Source organism: Neorhizobium sp. IRS_2294 (assembly GCF_050500145.1).
Classification (GTDB): Bacteria; Pseudomonadota; Alphaproteobacteria; order Rhizobiales; family Rhizobiaceae; genus Neorhizobium; species Neorhizobium soli.
On record NZ_CP191440.1, the window covers coordinates 1,005,202 to 1,022,413 of the forward strand.

Annotated in this window: 16 protein-coding genes and 1 pseudogene; 4 read left to right on the top strand and 13 right to left on the bottom strand. The window is 55.7% G+C overall.

The window, feature by feature from the left end; genetic code table 11:
- The first annotated feature begins 343 nt into the window (after nt 1-343).
- On the top strand, nt 344-1,183 hold the full coding sequence (locus ACQY1K_RS21805) for an FkbM family methyltransferase (protein WP_430259416.1): 840 nt from the start codon (nt 344-346) through the stop codon (nt 1,181-1,183).
- Nucleotides 1,184-1,525: 342 nt separating this feature from the next.
- Nucleotides 1,526-1,687, top strand: a pseudogene (locus ACQY1K_RS21810) (transposase); the annotation flags it as partial.
- A 57-nt stretch (nt 1,688-1,744) separates the two neighbouring features.
- Here ACQY1K_RS21810 and ACQY1K_RS21815 read toward each other — a convergent pair.
- The 4 genes from ACQY1K_RS21815 to ACQY1K_RS21830 form a co-directional block, all read right to left on the bottom strand.
- Nucleotides 1,745-2,883 (bottom strand): IS3 family transposase gene (locus ACQY1K_RS21815; protein WP_430259418.1). Its coding sequence is split into 2 segments (ribosomal slippage): nt 1,745-2,616 and nt 2,616-2,883, totalling 1,140 coding nucleotides; the frame shifts between segments, so codons are not numbered across the junction.
- Between the two features lie 1,073 nt (nt 2,884-3,956).
- Nucleotides 3,957-5,105, bottom strand: a complete 1,149-nt coding sequence (locus ACQY1K_RS21820; RefSeq protein WP_430259420.1) for a site-specific integrase — start codon at nt 5,103-5,105, stop codon at nt 3,957-3,959.
- Entirely contained in the window at nt 5,095-5,511 is a 417-nt protein-coding gene (locus ACQY1K_RS21825; protein ID WP_430259422.1) for a type II toxin-antitoxin system VapC family toxin, read from the bottom strand. The genes ACQY1K_RS21820 and ACQY1K_RS21825 overlap by 11 nt, the downstream gene beginning before the upstream one ends.
- Entirely contained in the window at nt 5,511-5,750 is a 240-nt protein-coding gene (locus tag ACQY1K_RS21830; RefSeq protein WP_430259424.1) for a type II toxin-antitoxin system Phd/YefM family antitoxin, read from the bottom strand. Before ACQY1K_RS21830 ends, ACQY1K_RS21825 begins: the two co-directional genes overlap by 1 nt.
- 191 nt (nt 5,751-5,941) lie before the next feature.
- Between ACQY1K_RS21830 and ACQY1K_RS21835 the strand changes: the two genes are divergently transcribed.
- Entirely contained in the window at nt 5,942-7,063 is a 1,122-nt protein-coding gene (locus ACQY1K_RS21835; RefSeq protein ID WP_430259426.1) for an RHE_PE00001 family protein, read from the top strand.
- An 85-nt stretch (nt 7,064-7,148) separates the two neighbouring features.
- Nucleotides 7,149-7,754 (top strand): hypothetical protein, encoded by a 606-nt coding sequence (locus ACQY1K_RS21840; RefSeq protein ID WP_430259428.1) that lies wholly within the window; start codon nt 7,149-7,151, stop codon nt 7,752-7,754.
- A 71-nt stretch (nt 7,755-7,825) separates the two neighbouring features.
- On the opposite strand, the gene ACQY1K_RS21845 is transcribed toward ACQY1K_RS21840, so the two are convergent.
- The 9 genes from ACQY1K_RS21845 to ACQY1K_RS21885 form a co-directional block, all read right to left on the bottom strand.
- Nucleotides 7,826-8,542 carry a hypothetical protein gene (locus ACQY1K_RS21845; RefSeq protein WP_430259430.1) on the bottom strand — a complete coding sequence of 239 codons (717 nt, stop codon included), beginning with the start codon at nt 8,540-8,542 and terminating at the stop codon, nt 7,826-7,828.
- 15 nt (nt 8,543-8,557) lie between these two features.
- The gene (locus ACQY1K_RS21850) at nt 8,558-8,911 is read right to left on the bottom strand and encodes a DUF6527 family protein (protein ID WP_430259431.1); all 354 of its coding nucleotides are present in this window, start codon (nt 8,909-8,911) and stop codon (nt 8,558-8,560) included.
- Nucleotides 8,912-8,915: 4 nt separating this feature from the next.
- A complete protein-coding gene (locus ACQY1K_RS21855) occupies nt 8,916-10,313 on the bottom strand; it encodes a ThiF family adenylyltransferase (RefSeq protein ID WP_430259433.1) in 1,398 nt (465 codons plus the stop codon).
- Between the two features lies 1 nt (nt 10,314).
- A complete protein-coding gene (locus tag ACQY1K_RS21860) occupies nt 10,315-11,181 on the bottom strand; it encodes a multiubiquitin domain-containing protein (protein WP_430259435.1) in 867 nt (288 codons plus the stop codon).
- Between the two features lie 86 nt (nt 11,182-11,267).
- Nucleotides 11,268-14,666: a UvrD-helicase domain-containing protein gene (locus tag ACQY1K_RS21865; RefSeq protein ID WP_430259437.1), complete on the bottom strand. Its 3,399-nt coding sequence runs from the start codon at nt 14,664-14,666 to the stop codon at nt 11,268-11,270.
- Between the two features lie 2 nt (nt 14,667-14,668).
- Nucleotides 14,669-15,229, bottom strand: a complete 561-nt coding sequence (locus ACQY1K_RS21870; protein WP_430259439.1) for a hypothetical protein — start codon at nt 15,227-15,229, stop codon at nt 14,669-14,671.
- Nucleotides 15,222-16,028 (bottom strand): RNA polymerase sigma factor, encoded by an 807-nt coding sequence (locus ACQY1K_RS21875; protein ID WP_430259441.1) that lies wholly within the window; start codon nt 16,026-16,028, stop codon nt 15,222-15,224. Before ACQY1K_RS21875 ends, ACQY1K_RS21870 begins: the two co-directional genes overlap by 8 nt.
- Nucleotides 16,029-16,214: 186 nt before the next feature.
- A complete protein-coding gene (locus ACQY1K_RS21880; protein WP_430260645.1) occupies nt 16,215-16,952 on the bottom strand; it encodes a CoiA-like domain protein in 738 nt (245 codons plus the stop codon).
- On the bottom strand, nt 16,840-17,076 hold the full coding sequence (locus ACQY1K_RS21885) for a competence protein CoiA family protein (protein WP_430259443.1): 237 nt from the start codon (nt 17,074-17,076) through the stop codon (nt 16,840-16,842). Before ACQY1K_RS21885 ends, ACQY1K_RS21880 begins: the two co-directional genes overlap by 113 nt.
- Between the last annotated feature and the right edge of the window lie 136 nt (nt 17,077-17,212).

Below are 17,212 nucleotides of genomic sequence, written 5' to 3' on the forward strand. Positions count from 1 at the left end.
ATCGACGTTTGATAAGGTTCTTCGATTGGAAAGTGCGGCTTGGGGGTGACCGACCCGGTATGGCGATCGAACGAGTTCGAAGGCTGACTGACATCCAGATTGAAGAGATAGGTCAGGTCCTTGACCTCCACCGATAACCATGACCATGCTGCGATCAACAGCGACTCTGGGCCGTTTACAAGCACTTATATGCTTTTGCCTATTTGGGGCAGGTAAGCTTGTTCCTAGGCTAATCAGGCTGCCCAGCAGTGGTATTTTAAGCCTGTGGCAATGTATAAAACGGTAGTTGTCCTGATCGGTAAACAGACGTAACTAGCATGTCAATTGGGAGCAAGGACGTATTATGATTATAGACGACATCGAAATTAGTGACGACCGTGTTGTCGATGTAGGGCGCTTGAATGTAGTCATGAGATCCCGAAACGGAGTTGCCTGCGTAAACCGCTACAGTCCGATTGGTCGATCAATGATGTTTTATGGCGAGCATGCACACAATGAATTAGAGTTTTGCGTACAATTTATCAAACCAGGATCTGTCGTGCTCGATGTTGGTGCGCACCAAGGTACTCATACTCTAAGATTTGCGTCCGCGACTGGCATTGCTGGCCATGTATACGCCTTCGAACCACAACGTCTTATGTATCAGAATGTTTGCGCGAGCTCAGCGCTGAATAGCCTGGAGAACGTCACAGCTAAGAACGTGGCGGTGGGAAGTACCACAGGAAATGTGCGAATAGCAAAATTTGATTACAGCAGGAGAGCACACTTCAGCGGAATGCGAATATCAGATGAAAATACCGGCGAGCAAGTGGAGCTTGTCGTTCTCAACAATGTCCTTCCTCCAGAGGCTGTGAATCGGGTTAGCTTTGTTAAGGTTGATGTCGAGGGAATGGAACTTGACGTACTGCAAGGAGCTGAATGCATACTCGATGAGGCACGACCGACGGTGTATTGCGAGTACCACCACGATGCAGCAGGTTTAGGCGCCGGAAATTTGCTGAAATACCTAAAGGCAAAAGGCTATACAATTTTCGAACACAAACCAGCAGGCTATAACCCTAACAACTACTTCGGCTACATTGGCGATCGGTTCCAGGGCGGAGTAGATCACAACATTATTTGTATTCACCGTGAAAATGTCGCTGCTTACAGAGATTCGATTGCATCCTTGGTATTATTGTAACTAACGAATTTTGCTTTTGTGAACCCGCTTCTAGGACTGCCCTTCCCGCCGGCGCTCGACCCGATCGAGACGTTCCCTGATGTCGAGCAAGAGTTCCCTCGCGCCGTAGACGCTTCCCTGCGCCGCCTTCTCCTCGTCAACCTGCCTCTGTACGTCCGCGAACCGCTGGTCGTACGAAGCCCACACGCGTTAGTGCTCCCCCCCTCGGCAGTTAGTTTTGGAACTTGGTCTCAATCGCGGCGAAGCGGTGGTCGTTGTCCTGACGGGACGTAATCCGGTTGTTCTTTCCTGAACCGCGCCGGGTTTGCTGGAGGCTCCAACTTCTGAGAAAGTGGAGTCATCATGAGCAAGACAACGAACAAGTTTTCACCTGAAGTCCGTCAACGTGCCATTCGTATGGTGCTGGATCACGAAGCCGAGCATCCATCCCGCTGGGCTGCCGTTTCATCTATTGCGGCCAAGATAGGCTGCTCGCCAGCCACGCTGCATGAATGGGTGAAAGAGCTGGCTCGGTTTGTCTGAACAGTTTCGGGCGTTTCGCTAAGTGGATTTCCGCCTCGATTATGCCGCCACCATCATTGGTGCCAGCGCGTTGAAGTAGGCCTGATCCGGCGTCCTCCGGTCAAGGGATGAATGTGGGCGTCGGCTATTGTAAAAGGTCAGATAGCGGCGGATGCCAGCGCGGGCCTCGGACACTGTTTTATAGGCGTGGAGGTAGACTTCCTCGTATTTGATCGAACGCCAGAGCCGCTCGACGAAGACGTTGTCCCGCCACGCACCCTTGTCATCCATCGAGATGGCAATCTCAGCCTTTTTCAGCACCGCCGTGAAGTCGACGGAGGTAAACTGCGAGCCCTGATCGGTGTTGAAGATGTCCGGCTTTCCGTAGCGGGCAAGCGCTTCCTCGACCGCTTCGATACAGAAGGCTGCTTCCATCGTGATCGACAGCCGCCACGACAAAACCCTCCGACTGAACCAGTCGACGACCGCGCAAAGATAGACGAAGCCCCGCGCCATGGGGATGTAGGTCAGGTCCATCGCCCAGACCTGGTTGGGGCGGGTGACCGCCAGCTTGCGGAGGAGATACGGATAGATTTTGTGACCGGGAGCCGGTTTCGAAGTGTTCGGGCGACGGTAGATCGCCTCGATGCCCATCTTCTTCATCAGCGTGGCGACGTGCAGCCGCCCAGTCTCCAGCCCTTCTCCCCTCAAGAGCCCTTGCAACATCCGACTTCCGGCAAATGGGTAGTCGAGATGCAACTCGTCGATCCGGCGCATCAGAGCCAGATCGCCGTCAGACACCGGACGCGGCGAATAATAGACGCTGCCACGGCTGAAGCCGAGAAGCTTCGCCTGGCGCACGACGGATAGCTTATGCTCGCGGTCGATCATTTCTTTCCGCTCAGCAATCCCGCCTTGCCGAGCGCTCCGGCTAAAAAATCATTCTCCAGCGTCAGCTCCCCGATCTTGGCGTGCAGCGTTTTGACATCGACGGTTGGACCCGCCGGTTCCGCCTTCGCTTCATCGCCGAAAACGCCTGTCGCTCCCTCAAGGAGCTGGTCTTTCCACTGCTTGATCTGGTTGGCGTGCACGTCGAACTGCTGGGACAGTTCCACCAGCGTCTGCTCGCCTCGAATGGCGGCGAGCGCCACTTTTGCCTTGAAAGCCGGGCTATGGTTCCGGCGCGGTCGTCTCGTCATGGTATCTCCTGTTCCTGGCATCTAAGCCGAAGTCAGGCAGAAATTCCACTTATCCCCGCTGTGCAGATTTCCCGAGCCACCTCTCAGTCGTTTGCAGCTGAGGGTTTGCGCGGGAAAAACCGGCAGAACTGCTGCTTTTCGAAAAGAAAAGGTGAGAGAACCGAAAACAACCGGGTGGAGGAGATGCTGAATTTCGGCCTCAAAACAGAGTGAGTTCTCCCTGCTGATACTGTGCTCCAAGCCGGGATTCGGGTTTTGCGCTAATCGTAAAAGCGGCGCCCCTCGCGTAGCGTGTCATTTCGCTTCTCCAACCGGAACCGACCCACGTAGCGATCGGACTTTGGGGATATGCTGCCCTTGTCGATCCTGGATGCCAAGCCAGGCATTTAGCGCATCAATGGGGCGGCCGGTGAGATAAACGACCTCGTCTGTTTGGTGCGGTCGAGAACCGACAGCTACGGGAGAGTAGGGCCGTCGGGAACCTGGATCAATGGTTCGACTATCGGCTATTGATGCGAACGGCCGCGATCTCACCTCGGCGCCTTCAAGACAAGAGGCGCCTGATTGGGACTTATGGGGACCTACTCAGCTAATTATGTGTCGTGGTCTCCGGAACATCGCTATCAATGTCGAATCAGAGAGGGTTAGCATGGATAGCAGTAAACGACGCGCGGTGTTCGAGGCAGTCCGAGACAGGACTATTGGTCTTGGCCTCAAGTTCGAAGACGACCCGGTTTTCCTAGCAGCTGTCGAAGATTGGATTGTCGGAAGGGATGATGCAGCGGACCTCCGGGAGGTTTACCTATCCCTGCTTGCTCAGCGAGAACAGTCGCGGCGCGTTGAGCACTTCGTCGAACACTGCCTTAGGTGAATGTGGGCATCTATCCGGGACTAAGGGCGTTTGAGGCGCTGCTGAGACGACACCTGCAGGCATTTGTCGTACACTCCGGCACTAGACCCCGTATACGACACCGCTCTACAGAGTTTTTGTCGCGTTGCGCATTGGCAGCAAGCAGTTCTCATTGCCAGACAGCGCACCCTTTTCGCATGTCGCGTGTCCATAATGAGTACTGTCAAAGCATCCGTGCCGCTCGCCCGCTACGCCGTGTGGCATTGTTGTAATAGCTCGACGCTTGCTGCACCGAACGGTGGCGCGACTGCTCCATCGCTTCAGGCAGCGGAATGCCGCGATTGGCGGCTTCCGTCAGATATCCTGATCGCAGCCCATGTGCGGAAAACTCCCCAGGCTCGAGCCCGGCCATTTCAGCCCGCTGCTTGACGATCGCATTGACCGCGCTGGGCTCGAGCGGCCGATTGGAGAGATTGCCCCAACGATCCACCTTCCGGAATATGCTTCCCTTGTCGATCCTGGCAGCCGCAAGCCAGGCATTCAGAGCAGTGACGGGTCGGCCAGTGAGATAAACGACCTCATCATGATCGGCGCCAGATGTCTTCGTGCGGCCGAGATGGATCGAAAGCGAGGGGAGGGGAGAGCCATCGGTAACGTCGATCGATGGCTCGATGGTCAACTGTTCGACGCGCATGGCGGCAATCTCGCTGCGGCGCCGACCGCCCGAGGCGAAAGCGACCATCAAGACTGCTCGATCACGGATGTCGCGCAAGCTCTCGGTGCTACAGGTTGCCAGCATCTTGCCAAGGATATCGCCGGTAACAGCTTTGTTGCTCTTTCGACGACGTTGTCGGGGCGTCGCCCGCACAGCGAGCCGTATCGCGGACTTGAGGGCAGGGGAGGCGAAGACGCCGGTTAGTCCGCGCCACTTCGTGAGCGTCGACCACGTGGCGAGGCGCCGGCGCACGGTATCGGGTGCATGCGGGCCTGCCGACTTCAGAAAGCCTTGGCTTCGGAGGTTCTGCTCAACCTCTGTCGGCATCCCGTGATCCGGATCGGTTTCGCGCTTCTGCGGGTCCCACAGATGATGTGCGACGAATTTCAGGAGCAAAGCCTCGGGCGCCGGCCAGGGAAGAGATTTGCCAATCGCCGCCAGCGACCAGGCCTGCAGATAGGCAAGATCAGACGTCAGGGCGCGAAGGGTATTTTCGCCCATGCCCTGGTTGACCAGATGGCGCAGCGTTGCGACATCCTGATCGGTGAGCAACTCGGCAAGTTCATCACGCCGCTCCAGAGGCAGCACTGCTGCAATCGTGTCCAACTCTTGGGCGCGACGATCGACAGCGTCGCCGTGAGGGCGATTAGTCGCCATGGGCAAATGGACCGAGAACAGTCACACCCTCCTTGCGAGCGGCAGAGGCCAACTTGCGATCGAGCGTGGCAAGAGAAATGTTGCGATTGATGGCGAGCGCGAGATAGGCGGCGTCATATGCGCTTAGAGTATGGTTTGCAGACAGAAGCAGCACATAACCGTCTCCTCCAATACCCGCATCGTCAAGCGGCAACCGGCGCACGCGCTCCATATTGATCAAGGCACCGCCAGCACTGATGCGACCGCGACGTTCGCACATGGCAAGAATGTTGCGGATCTCGAAAAAGAACAGCGAGGGGACAGGGCGAGGCGCATCGATTTTGGAGATGACGGCTTCTGCCGCTTCAGAATACTCTTCCGGAAGCAGCCATGCGGCTGCCATCGACGCATCGAGGACGAATGCCATCAGCGGCGGCCTTCATCGCGCCAGGAAAGGATCTCGTCATGCGTCGACGCTGCCGTCTTCAGCCGCGCGGCACGGACTTCGGCGAGCAGCAATTGCAGATCGCTTTCCTTGCGCATACGGGTTACGTGCGCGATGGGATCGTTGCCGCGAGCGATGACAAAATCCTCGCCCGCCTCGACGCGGGCGAGCAAGTCAGAGAGATGCGTCTTCGCTTCGGAAATTTTCACAGTCGTCGTCATGGCGCTGGCCTCGATATATTGGCTTATGCAAGCATAATAGGCCCACCGCAAAATCTGGTCAACCGCCTGGTCTTATAACCCACGATAAGAGGTACTTATCGAGGGTTAGAGCGTCAACTGACAATCGTACCATGTGAAGAACACAAACTTTAATATAGAGTTCCTTTAGAAAATAATTTACCATAACTTCAATGGCTTACGATCTCACGAAATTCAGCATGACAGCGCTTTTGGAGCCAGCTTTCCGCGCCGGTATCGCATTGGGGCGCCTCGACGAACGTATTGCCCGTTCGCCCATCTGCGCGGGCTTCCTCGAACGCACCCAATTCACGGACGCCTGCGCCTCGCTGTGGATCGACGGCGAACTGGTTCACCTCGAAGACCTCGTCCTCCACGACGCTACCCGCGATATTCGCACACCCACTCATGAGCTGACAATCGCCCGCGACGTGCTGCGCACCCGCCGGCGCATTGCCGCCCATCTTCCCGGCTGGGCGTTATCGGCAGAGGGTATCCGAACTTTGCGACAGACGTTGGACATTAATCCGGTCGGCGCTGAGGCGGTGGAGCCGGCCAACGTCGGTCGGCCGGCGGTCGCGATCGATCCGGAAGGGGAGGGGGACGATGGTGATGACGCGGAGCATTTACCCGGCGTCGACTACGCCGCCATCGATGCGCTGCTCGCGCGTTCTGACGCCGCGATCGAACGAGCCAAGAAGCCCGGCTGGGCTCCGGCCGATCCGCTGGTCTATGATCTCGATTGGGACGAGGACGCACGGCTTGAGGAATGGCGCAACGTGCTGCGCCAGACCGAAGATCTGCCGGCAGTGTTTCGGGCGATCGTCGCCCTCGATGCCTGGAACGAAATTTCCGTCCTTCAGCACGCGCCGTGGCTCGGCCGACTACTGGCCGCCTCCATCCTCCGCCAGGCCGGGATCAGCACCGGTGCCCATCTCGCCGCAATCAATCTCGGCCTGAAAACAATCCCCGTGGATCGGCGCCGCCATCGTGACCGAGAGACCCGGCTGCTCGCCATCGCCCAAGGCCTGATCGCGGCCGCCGAGATCGGGCTGAAAGAGCACGACCGTCTGGCACTCGCCCGAACACTGATGGAGCGGAAGCTGGACGGGCGCCGGACGTCTTCAAAACTGCCGGAGCTGGTCGACCTGGTGATGGCGAAGCCGCTGGTGTCGGCCGGGATGGTGGCGAAGACGCTCGAGGTCACGCCGCAGGCGGCGCGGCGAATTGTTTTCGAACTCGGCCTCAGGGAGATGACGGGGAGGGGGAGGTTTCGGGCTTGGGGCGTCATGTAGGTTAAACGACGATGAGTCTGCTTCCTTTCCTTAGTAGGACAAGGCACTCTGTAGACCACAGACGTCGTATCGAGCCGGAGCTAAAATGTACTATCTTTCAGCGTACCAAGCTGGCCAGTTCGGCTACGTTCATACCCTCGCTACTGCGACTGAATGGGATGCATGGCTTGTAAGGGTCATACCGGACGTTCTCGATGCTGATGTCCGCAGCCGGCTTCGCTCCAACCTAAAGCACATTTTGGTTGGTATGGAGATGAAGGCTGGCTTGATTACGCCCCATGCGACGCGGGGAGCGGGTAACGCGTCGGTGCTATTTGAGCCTTACTATACCATGATGATCTTCGAGTTCTGTGTTGGTGCATTTTCCGTCTGTGAAGGGTTGGGATCGGCGTTTCGGCTAAGGGATGTCGGCAATAACGGAGCCAATGCCCCGCGTATCGCTCCGAACCATTGGATTGCTTCTCTTGTCGCGGTTGCCGATCCGAACGGAAACCTTGATCTCGAAGCCAAGGTTCGGGGAATTAAATCCGTCCGCGACAAGATGCATCAGGATCGGTTAGGTGCGCGGCAGCAGATCGATTGGCACGCTTTCAGCTATGATGACGCTTTTCTACCAGCGAAATCGGCCATTCTGGCCCTATTGCAAATTGACCCCCACCACATTCCAGCCGCCACAAATCTCACTGCTTAGTTTCGACGGACTTGCTGACCGTAGCTGTAAGCGTACTACACCTCATCGACAGCGCCAGGGTAGCCGGCGATTCACCCGGTGGCCGCTCTCTTATGGACGTATCTAAGCTCACCGGTTGTCTTGTCCGTTTCCACCAAGCGACTTACGTTGCAGGTTGCACACTTCACATCGGCGACCCCATCAAGAATCCGGGAAGCCATCCTAGCAGCCAAGTCAGAACCGCAGGTCTCGCAACAAATCGGGAGTCCGCCGGTAAAGTGGATACCGTAGACTTCAGATCCCAAAACCTCCTTGAGCCTGATGTAAATGCGGTTCGCCTCAGTCCTCAGTTTGGTTTCGTCAATCGACTTCCCTTTCTTGAACTGGGAAATGGTTCGCTGATGAAGGAAACTTCCGAGGGATCGATGGGCCTTTTCCACCCAATTGACGGTTAAGCGTCGGTCAATTCCATCGAAGAGTGGGGGGCCACCGACGGGGGCACCATTCTCGCCAATTTCGCGGACCTGAACCCGAAGCGAAGTATCGACGAGTGGGTCGTGTGCGGAAAGTAGTTGCAGCACTTTGTTGGGTTGCCAATGTTGATGTGCCTCCGTGACGTCGGGGCTCAGATTTTTCTCGTAGGCTCGGAGAGTTTCATACACGATAGCCTCGATTGCTAGACGAAGCTCGAGGCAGGCGTAAACGAGTTGCTGCCCTTCACTGCAGAGCAGCTGTTCAGCTGATTTAAGGTGCTTCTGCGCTTGTTCGCGGAAAGGATAATGTGAAACTTGGGATACCTGCTCATCCATTTGAAACGCTCTTCTTTATGCGGTGGGCCGCCCGCCGGGGCACCATTCGATCTTGCCGTCTGTGATCCAGAAGTGGCAGCCACATTCATTTAACTGGTGAACCGAAGGCTTGAGCGTCGGACGGTTCCAGAAATCCAATGTCACTTGCCATTTCGGTCGTCGATTGGGGTTAAGCGAAAGTGCAATCATCTTACCGCAACCGCCGGGGCACGTCAGGCACGCCCACTTTGCGACGTCGCCATCGCGAACGACGACGACATCCTTTTCTGGCAACTCGCCGGTCGACGGATATTTGGACGAGAGCTCTGCAAGCCGGTCAAACTTGAGCAACCCGAAGAAGCGGAGGGTGAGTGCTATCGTTCTTCGCATGATTTCACCCTGCCATATCGAGGAAGGGCGATACATCGCCGGCGCCACGCGAGTCTTCGGATTGGCAAACCGGGCAACCTTCTCGGGCCTTGACGTTGAGAAATCGATCATCGCGAACATGCCAGCGTCTGACACGGGTCGGGATCATTCCATCAGCGCCGTGAAACCCAGTAACCGCGGCGATCATTTCATTGACGGCAACGGAAGCCATCTCAGTCGTAAAAGTCACGACAGCAGGAGCGGGGTCACCGGCGCCCACGACGTATGCTTCAGCTTTTCGGCGTTGGAATTCGTCCGGTTGATTGCGTTCTAACTCTTCTTCCTGGGCACGCGTGGCGTTTACGACACCACCGCAAATCAGGCATGGCCGACCTGGAATGAGCGTCGTGACTCGCCCATTGAGATCATGACCGTGCTGATGTGCAGCTGCGATCATGCGCAAGCCGACGTCGATCACCGGAATACCGTAGAAATGGGCAAGGCGATTAATCAAAATTCGGCCAGTGTTGTCGTCAGTGCAACCGAAGACAAAGTCCGAAGCTTTGAGCGCATCGCGAATGCGCGGAGCGTTGATCCAGTCCTGTGCGACTTCCACCTGAGAGCCAACGCCCATCAGTTCGATTTCGCGCTTGAGGACCTCGACCTTTGGCCGCCCAATATCGTCGCGTCGCGCGCCATGCACGCGATTGAGGTTTGTCTCGTCGATCACATCCTTGTCCACAAGGAAAATGTGCCCAACGCCGAGCCGCGCCAGGAGAACCGCAACGGGGCTACCAGTACCGCCGCACCCGACGATGCACACGCGCAACGACGAAAGATTGTCATTGAAGACTTGCCCAAACAGACGGCGCTGGCGGTCCAAATGATGATGGACAATGTTTTCAGCGAGGTGACTTTGATGCCGGTGATACCGCCCGCTCACAATCTGCACTGCGTGAGCAATAGTGTAGGTGTCGGGTCCATGCCAGATCCGCCCACACACTGAGCCGTCTCCGCCGAGAACAATACTGACAAGACCCCGAGCACCCTTCTGGTGGGCCGTCCGCGCGAGCTCTCGCTCGTTGGCATCGTCTTGATCGGAGAAGAATGCATGACTGCCGGGATGGGTGTGAAAGATAGCCGGAATCTTGCCCCTGATTGCAGCATCACCGAGCATCCGCATGAAGCTTCGCGTGCTCCATGTTACATGCAAGCCAGAAGAGCTGAGCATGTCTGCTGCGGGAATCTCAATCACCTGATGTGAAACGAGACGGTGACGCGGCTCGCCCGACCAAGGATCGGCGGCGATGTCGGACGACCCAAACAGCATGTAGGCAGCTGCTTCCGGAGATGTCTGGTCCGGAAGCAAGCCCATGAGAACACGCATGTGTTGCTCAAGAACGGTGATATCCAACATCGTCATTTCACTTGGCCTTCTCGAAAGCGGTCTGGGCGCGGGTTACCATGGTACGGATGCCGTCGATGCCAGGACGCCAGTCCGCATGCCGAGACCAACGCTGCCAGGTGGAGCCGGCAAAAATCTGAGGGACGTCTGCACAGGCCGCGTAACTGTTGGTCGCCTTTAGCCTGATCCAGGGCAGCGTGTAGAACATGTCGACACTGGCATCGGGATACCCCGCTGGAAGCTGAATCATCACGTCGACCTTGTCTTGATCAAACTTCCCCGGAGGGAGAGCGAAATCCTTGATCACGACCGCCCCGACACCGGCTTCGTTCACGATCTCATACGTCAGGCCGTGAGCTTCGAGAAAACGACGGTCCGCAGAAGGGAGGGCCTCCAAGCCCTCCGTGGTTTCGCTGATTACGGTGATGAAGCGCTCGATGCCCTTCCCGGCCAGATCGACAAGATCGTAAGCTTCAATCAGGCGATCATGGCCACCGCGGACCTCAAGATAGATGCTGTAGCGAGCGTCAAGGCCGGCCAAGTTGCGAAGCGCCTTGCCGCTGATCAGGTTCTTGCCCCAGGACATCTGGCGGTTTTCGATCGTGAAATTAAACGAACGATCGCTTTCAAAGTAAGCAAACGTCTCGGCGCCCTTTGCGCGAAGGTCGAAGGTTTCGTCGAGACGAATATCCTCGAACTCACCATTGGGCAGGATGGCGAAGAGACTGTAGTTTTCCACGTCACGGACGCCGGCTACCGCAAGGAGCTGGCTCCCAACGGGAATCGGATCGTCAATCGAAGCATCGCGATATGCAACACCGTCGGTGGTGAAGCGGATATGGAACGGCTTGTTGGCAGAGCCCGCCGCGTTGTTAAAGTCAGACATTTGTTTCTTCTCCGGAGCGCTCGCTTGATTGCGATACGTCTCTGGAGTGCTAATCGGAACGGAAATGGCAGACCGGTAATTTTAGGTCAGATTTTTTTTGAGAGTGGTCCGGAGGGTATCGGGCCACAGATGAAAAACGCTGGGCATCGATGGCATGTCCGATTGTTTGGCTTCGCCGGGAAGCGGCCGCTCGTAACGCCGCCGACAATGTCGTCGATCTTCTGGCGACGGCTGGCGAGCTTCTCAAACTCGAGCCTGATCGGCTCTCCGTCGGCAAGGTTCAACAATTCCACCAAGGCATTGGGAAACGCTTCGCGGACCGCCATAAAGAAGGAACTGGCCGCCAAATCGGACAGCGATGCCTTCGTCCCATGACCGGTACGTATCCGACGGGCAACGACCCCGCCATCGTCAGTCTGAAGCAGTTCGTCCACACGGACTGCGACTTTGATCGCGCCAGCAGAAATCGCCAGGTCATCATTACCCTTGAGCGTAAGACCTTGCCTGCTTTTGAGCAGGTTGGAGATCAACTCCTCCGCGATGGCCATGTAATCATCGACATGGCCGCTCTCGTCGAGGCCGCGAGCCGTCATCGCAGCCCGCAGGCGACCAAAGGCTCCGGAAGTTGCGGCGGAAGCGGGGTCAGCTGCTGTGATCCAGTCAACTACATCCTGAACAGCATCGTGCATTTTCATGAAAGCAGACTCAACCCGACGACCACCCGTCTGAAGCACGTAGGTATAAAAGAACCGACGAGGACACTTCTCATATATGGCCAATTGGGTGTCTTTGAACGTTGGCCGGCTGACAAAGCGAAGGTCAATGATTTCCTCGATCGACGGCGGAAGCTGCGCTGTTGGAGTTATTTGCCGCTGAACCATTGGAGGTATCAGTCGTGCCGCAAATGGTGAAACTGACCAGCTATGGCCATTTGCTTTCTTTGTCGGAGAGTAAAGAAAGAGGCGATCTCTCGCTCGGGAGAGGGCGACATAGAAAAGACATTCCTGCTCATCGACATGTGCTGCGGACCGGATCGCAGCGGCTTTCCCTGTCACGTTATCGATCAGACCGTCAGGCGATTCGATGCCCTGAAAGTGATTTGGAGATCGGGGAATACTGTCAGCGTTGACGCCGGGGAAGTGGACCGCGCGAAATTCCAGGCCCTTCGATCCATGCACCGTCATAAGGCGGACGGCGTCGAGACCCTGCGCCACCGCTGGCAATTGTCGCAGATCCCTATCATCGGCCAGGCGAACCAGTCGCCTCACACGATCGAGAAGTCTTTTGATGGGGAGACCTTTGCCACTTGGTTGAGTGCGACAAAAATTGAGAAGCTGCCAAATTGCGATTCCGCGAGCTCTCGAAGAGATTGTCGGCGTTTCCGCAATTCTCGCCGCTATTCGGGTGCGATCAAGCAACAACGACACGAGAACATCCCAAGGCTGGGATGCCTCATCGTGATCAGAGAATACTTGCCAAGCGCTCGCAAGAGCATTTCTGCCATCAAGCGATAGATTAGGCAGTTCCTTTTCACCAATAGTCCATACAGGAGTGGGTGCCTCTCCATCGCTTAGGGCTTCCAGAATGACACCAACGTCTTCCAGCGACATCGCGAATCCTTCCATCGTCGCAAGGCGAACGAGACCCATCGGCTTTCGGTCTACTAGAAGCGATAGGAAGGATAGTAGGTCCTTTACTTCCTCTCGTTCGAAAATGCTGCCGAGATACAGCACGGGGATGTTAAGAGTTTCCAGCGCAGCGCCGATCTTTGCCAGACGATCATTGCCGGTGCAGAGAATTGCTTGTTCGCGGTACTCGATTCCGAATTTTCTCATTTCAGAGATCGCATCAGCGACCGCTTCGATCTCGTTCTGGGCCGAAGCGGTAAGCCTGTGTTCTGGGGGGCATCCCGAGGGCCCTCGATACGCTTGAAGTGAGCTATCTCGACCCTTAGCAACGTTCATATTGACGGCGAATTTCGAAAAGGCGTCAACGATCTCTTTTACTGAGCGATAGTTGACCTCTAGGCGGCCGGTCTGCGCACCGGGGAAATCTCCCGTTGCGAATTTCGCCATGTTAATCGAGGATGCCCCGCGGAAGCGGTAAATCGACTGCTTGATGTCGCCAACCACCCAGAGATTGGTGCCCATCGGCTTGAGTTTCTTCAAAAGGGCGACGCTGCTGCGATTTACGTCCTGATATTCATCGACCAAGACGTGTTCATAAGTCGAAGCTATAGCAGCTCGAACATCGTCATTTTCCTCAAAGAGCCGGATTGGAAGGGTGACAAGGTCACCAAAATCAAGCCGCTTTAGTCCGGACTTTAGCTCCTCATAGCGTCGATAAACGTTGGCAACTTCAATCTGACGATCCGCTTCCTTTTGTTCCTCGGGGGTTGAAGCAGCCAACTCCATCGCCTGCGCCAGCTCTTGAAAATGACTTGGACTCGTCAATTCGTCCTTTGCCCGAGAGATTGAAGCTAATATTCTGTCTAAGTTCTCTGTCGGGTCGCTAATGTTGCGGAATTCAACCAGGTTTAGCCGAGGTGCCTCGGTCTCCAGCAGTTCAATCGCGTCTGCTTTGTCGATCATTTTGGGGTCGTCAGGCAACCCGAGGCGGTCATGATGGCGCCGGATGATATCGAGTCCGAATGCGTGAAAGGTGCCGATCCAAATCGCGGCCGCTGCAACAGGATTTACTTGCGCTACGCGCTCAAACAATTCGCCAGCAGCCTTATTTGAAAAGGTTAGAACCAGGATCCCCCGAGGATCAATGCCCTTATCAAGCAGCCAAAGAATTCTACCGACCAGTGTTTGCGTTTTACCTGTTCCCGGGCCAGCCTCGAGTAGATATGCTGCCCCCCAGTGCTCTGCCGCTTCCTTCTGTCGCAGGTTAAGCGGGCGCGAAACAATAGCCTTTTCAGGCTCGATGGTAGCGTCAGGGAGCAACAGGGCATCGAGCATCTGTTGTGCCACGACAGCTTTAGGCGCGCCTAGTCGCCCGGCAATATCGTTGGCAGTTGACTTTTCTTCGATATGAGCCTTGCGGACGAAAGCCCGAGGAAGGAGAAATTCTCGTGCAAAGAGATCCATTTGGACCTCGCGGCGTTGGCGTCGGCTGTAGTCTTCAACTCGTTCCGCGCCGACCGGCGGCATCTCCGCAGCACGTGCGGGGTCGATTGAATTCACCTCGTCTCGAGCCTGAGCGTCGCCCAGTTCCACATGGCCAAGTTCATGAGCAACGAGAAAAGCGTCTTCAAAATCGCTCCCCGTCGCTTCATGAATGATCAAGGGTAGGCTTGGATCGTAGAGCGCCCGTGCTCCATTTAGGAGGCTGCTCCCTTTTGCCACGCGATCGATCTCAATCCCCCGCCGCGCTGCTTCGTGCTGAGCCAACGCGTAGGGGCTCCAGGCAGAAGCCCCTGCCTGGACCGCCGCGTCATTCAGCTCTTGGGCTCGTTGCCGCGCCAGTTCGACGGCATCCATGATCAATCCTCCTTTAGGAGGTTGGTAATCTGCTCAGGGGTATAGCCGCATTCAGCGAGCAACTGCTTGATTGAAATCTTTGGCTTCTGCTCTGGTTTTGCATCAGCCTTAAAGCTGGCCCCAACGGGCATGCCTTGGGGCCCCGCGAGGTATTCCATCAATCGCGATACAGGCGCCGCAAGCGCTTTCGATAGGCGGGCGGAAAAGGCGTTAGGAAGCGAGTCGACTTCGACTTTTCTATCGCGAAGACCCATCAGCGCAGCCAGTTTCAATCCCATGCCATTGGCAACTTCACGGGTGAACGAAGCGGCCGTGATTGGCGCGTCGGTAACGCCACCGTCAACGAATGCAGCCCAAGCGGCGTTGACGATCGGACTGTCGGTGTCGATAACGTCCTCTCCGGTCGGATCGATCATCTCTAGTTCGAGCGATAAATCGATCAGCTCAGAAGCGAGTTCCGGATATTGTTTCAGATAGAGATCAAGGGTAGCCTTGTTGTGAGCCGGTTCGATGGCGAAGGCGGATAGGATCTCTTCAGCGTTTTCCTTGCGGGCGTCAGGCATCTATCTTTTCCTCCGATAGAGCTGCTTTAAGTTTTTCGAAAGCACGGTCACGCCGGTTCCTTACCGTTTTTTCAACGCACCCCAAGATTTTGCATATCGATGGTTTGTCGGGGTCGTTTGACTCAATTGGATATTCTTTGAAAAGCAACGCAACGACATGGCGTTCTTTCTCTGGTAAATTCTTGATCGCTGCAAAAAGCCGAAACCGGTAATTCCCATTGTCGATTTTTGCTGTGTCGAATGGATCAAACGCTCCGGCAGCCTTTTCAACTTCTGCTGAGACCTCGTCGTCGTCGTTAGCAGCGAGCGGTTGAGAGCGCTTTTCTTCCGAAGCTGCCTTGGCCTTCGCCGTTGATCGTAAGCTGGCAATTGCGTGGGCAAAATTGATCTCGAAGTAGTCAAGCCGTTCATCATAGCCATTTCGATCGGCAATGAGGCGGGCAAGAAAGCGATCCACAACATGATCTCGGACCGTCGTCCCAAAGGTGGTGATCGCCATCTTTCCCGTTGGCAGGAGATAGATCTCACTTCTCAGTGTCGCCGCACTTTCAACTCTCGCCAGAAGTATGCGGAAAAGAGTTTCAAAGAGTTGATTGGAGTTGTCTCGCTTCGACGCGCGAATGAGGTAAAGAAGACATTCTGACGGAAGGTATTGAGGATCGGTTTTTGACCGAATTTGAGCGCGGTTCACTCGCTGCTCCTGCGAAAGACCCTCCAGTTCAAGAAGTGTGGCTGTAATGTCGGGGCGCCGCTCGTAACCGCGGCCATCCCCACGATGTTTTCGCAATGCCTCAATCAAGAACGATTCCTTCGCTCGTACAGGTTGAGGCATCATTTTGCTGAGTGATTACAAAAGCAAGAGCAAAGTGTAAGCACAGCAGCACTCCGTCCGCGGAGCAAAGAATTTTACGGGCTAGCCGGCGGCCGAGGTCGTCGCGAGCGCCCTAGCAAGAGTTTCTTGGCATTTGTGCACCATTGGTACATTTCATGTCATGAGTTGGTCGTGGAGAACTTCAGCGCGGGGAAGGGGATAAAATCGCGTAGCTATGGCCTGTGCCGACGTTTCGACCATGACGTCATGCACGAATTTTCTCTTGGAAATCATACGAATACAGCGGAGGCCGCTCTCGTCATAGATCTCAAGCCTCACAAGTGAATCTCCGCCAAAATCTATAAAGACTGGACAGATGGCATCAAGCCACGTTTTACGCGGGCGAACCCAATCATATTGATGGTGACCGCGGTAGCTGGCGTTAACTTGGTCCTCGATCTCGTGAATGCCGTGCAGCCATCCGCCCTTGAGTGTGGCCTTCGTAGCGCCAGGTTGGTCGTCCTGGTTTTCTGATGGTCTGAAAAACAAACCCCTATTCGCGCCATTCATATGGCGTCGAGCCTTCGACCAAACCAGATCTTCCGCAAGAACTGACGTTGGATCGGGCAGCAGGTGATAGATGTCGAAGTTATCACGGAAACTGCGACCGTCGATCACCCAAACTAGGTTCCCGTAAAAGGCCTCGCGCGGTAGCCGCTCGGCATCCGTCATGCTCGAATGTTGTACCTCGATGACGATGCCTGTAGGTGTCTTGATGTCGGCACGATGGATCTCACCATCAGGCGCCATATGGGAGATTTCTCGAACAGTTTTCAGGAAAAAGCTCTTTCCATTCCCGGTGCCATACTGTTTCGTTTTCCCACCAGGGATCGCAATTTCGCCTCCCGGCATGAGCCCAGTGGTGAAGAATTCTCGGGCCGCATTTGGCGATCATCGCCGAACCGCACGTCGGGCAAGTCCCCCTGCCCTTGGAGAAGGCCTCGCGACGAACCTCATCAACCAATGCGAACTGCATCCACTATCCTTATGAACGACTATGACAGTTTGGGTGTTCAAAATCTCGAGGGGCCTCTATCTCGTCGCAAACCCTGAGGACCAAAACCTATTGTCGTCTAACAATAGACAGGTATATCGCCGCGACTTCGGTATTT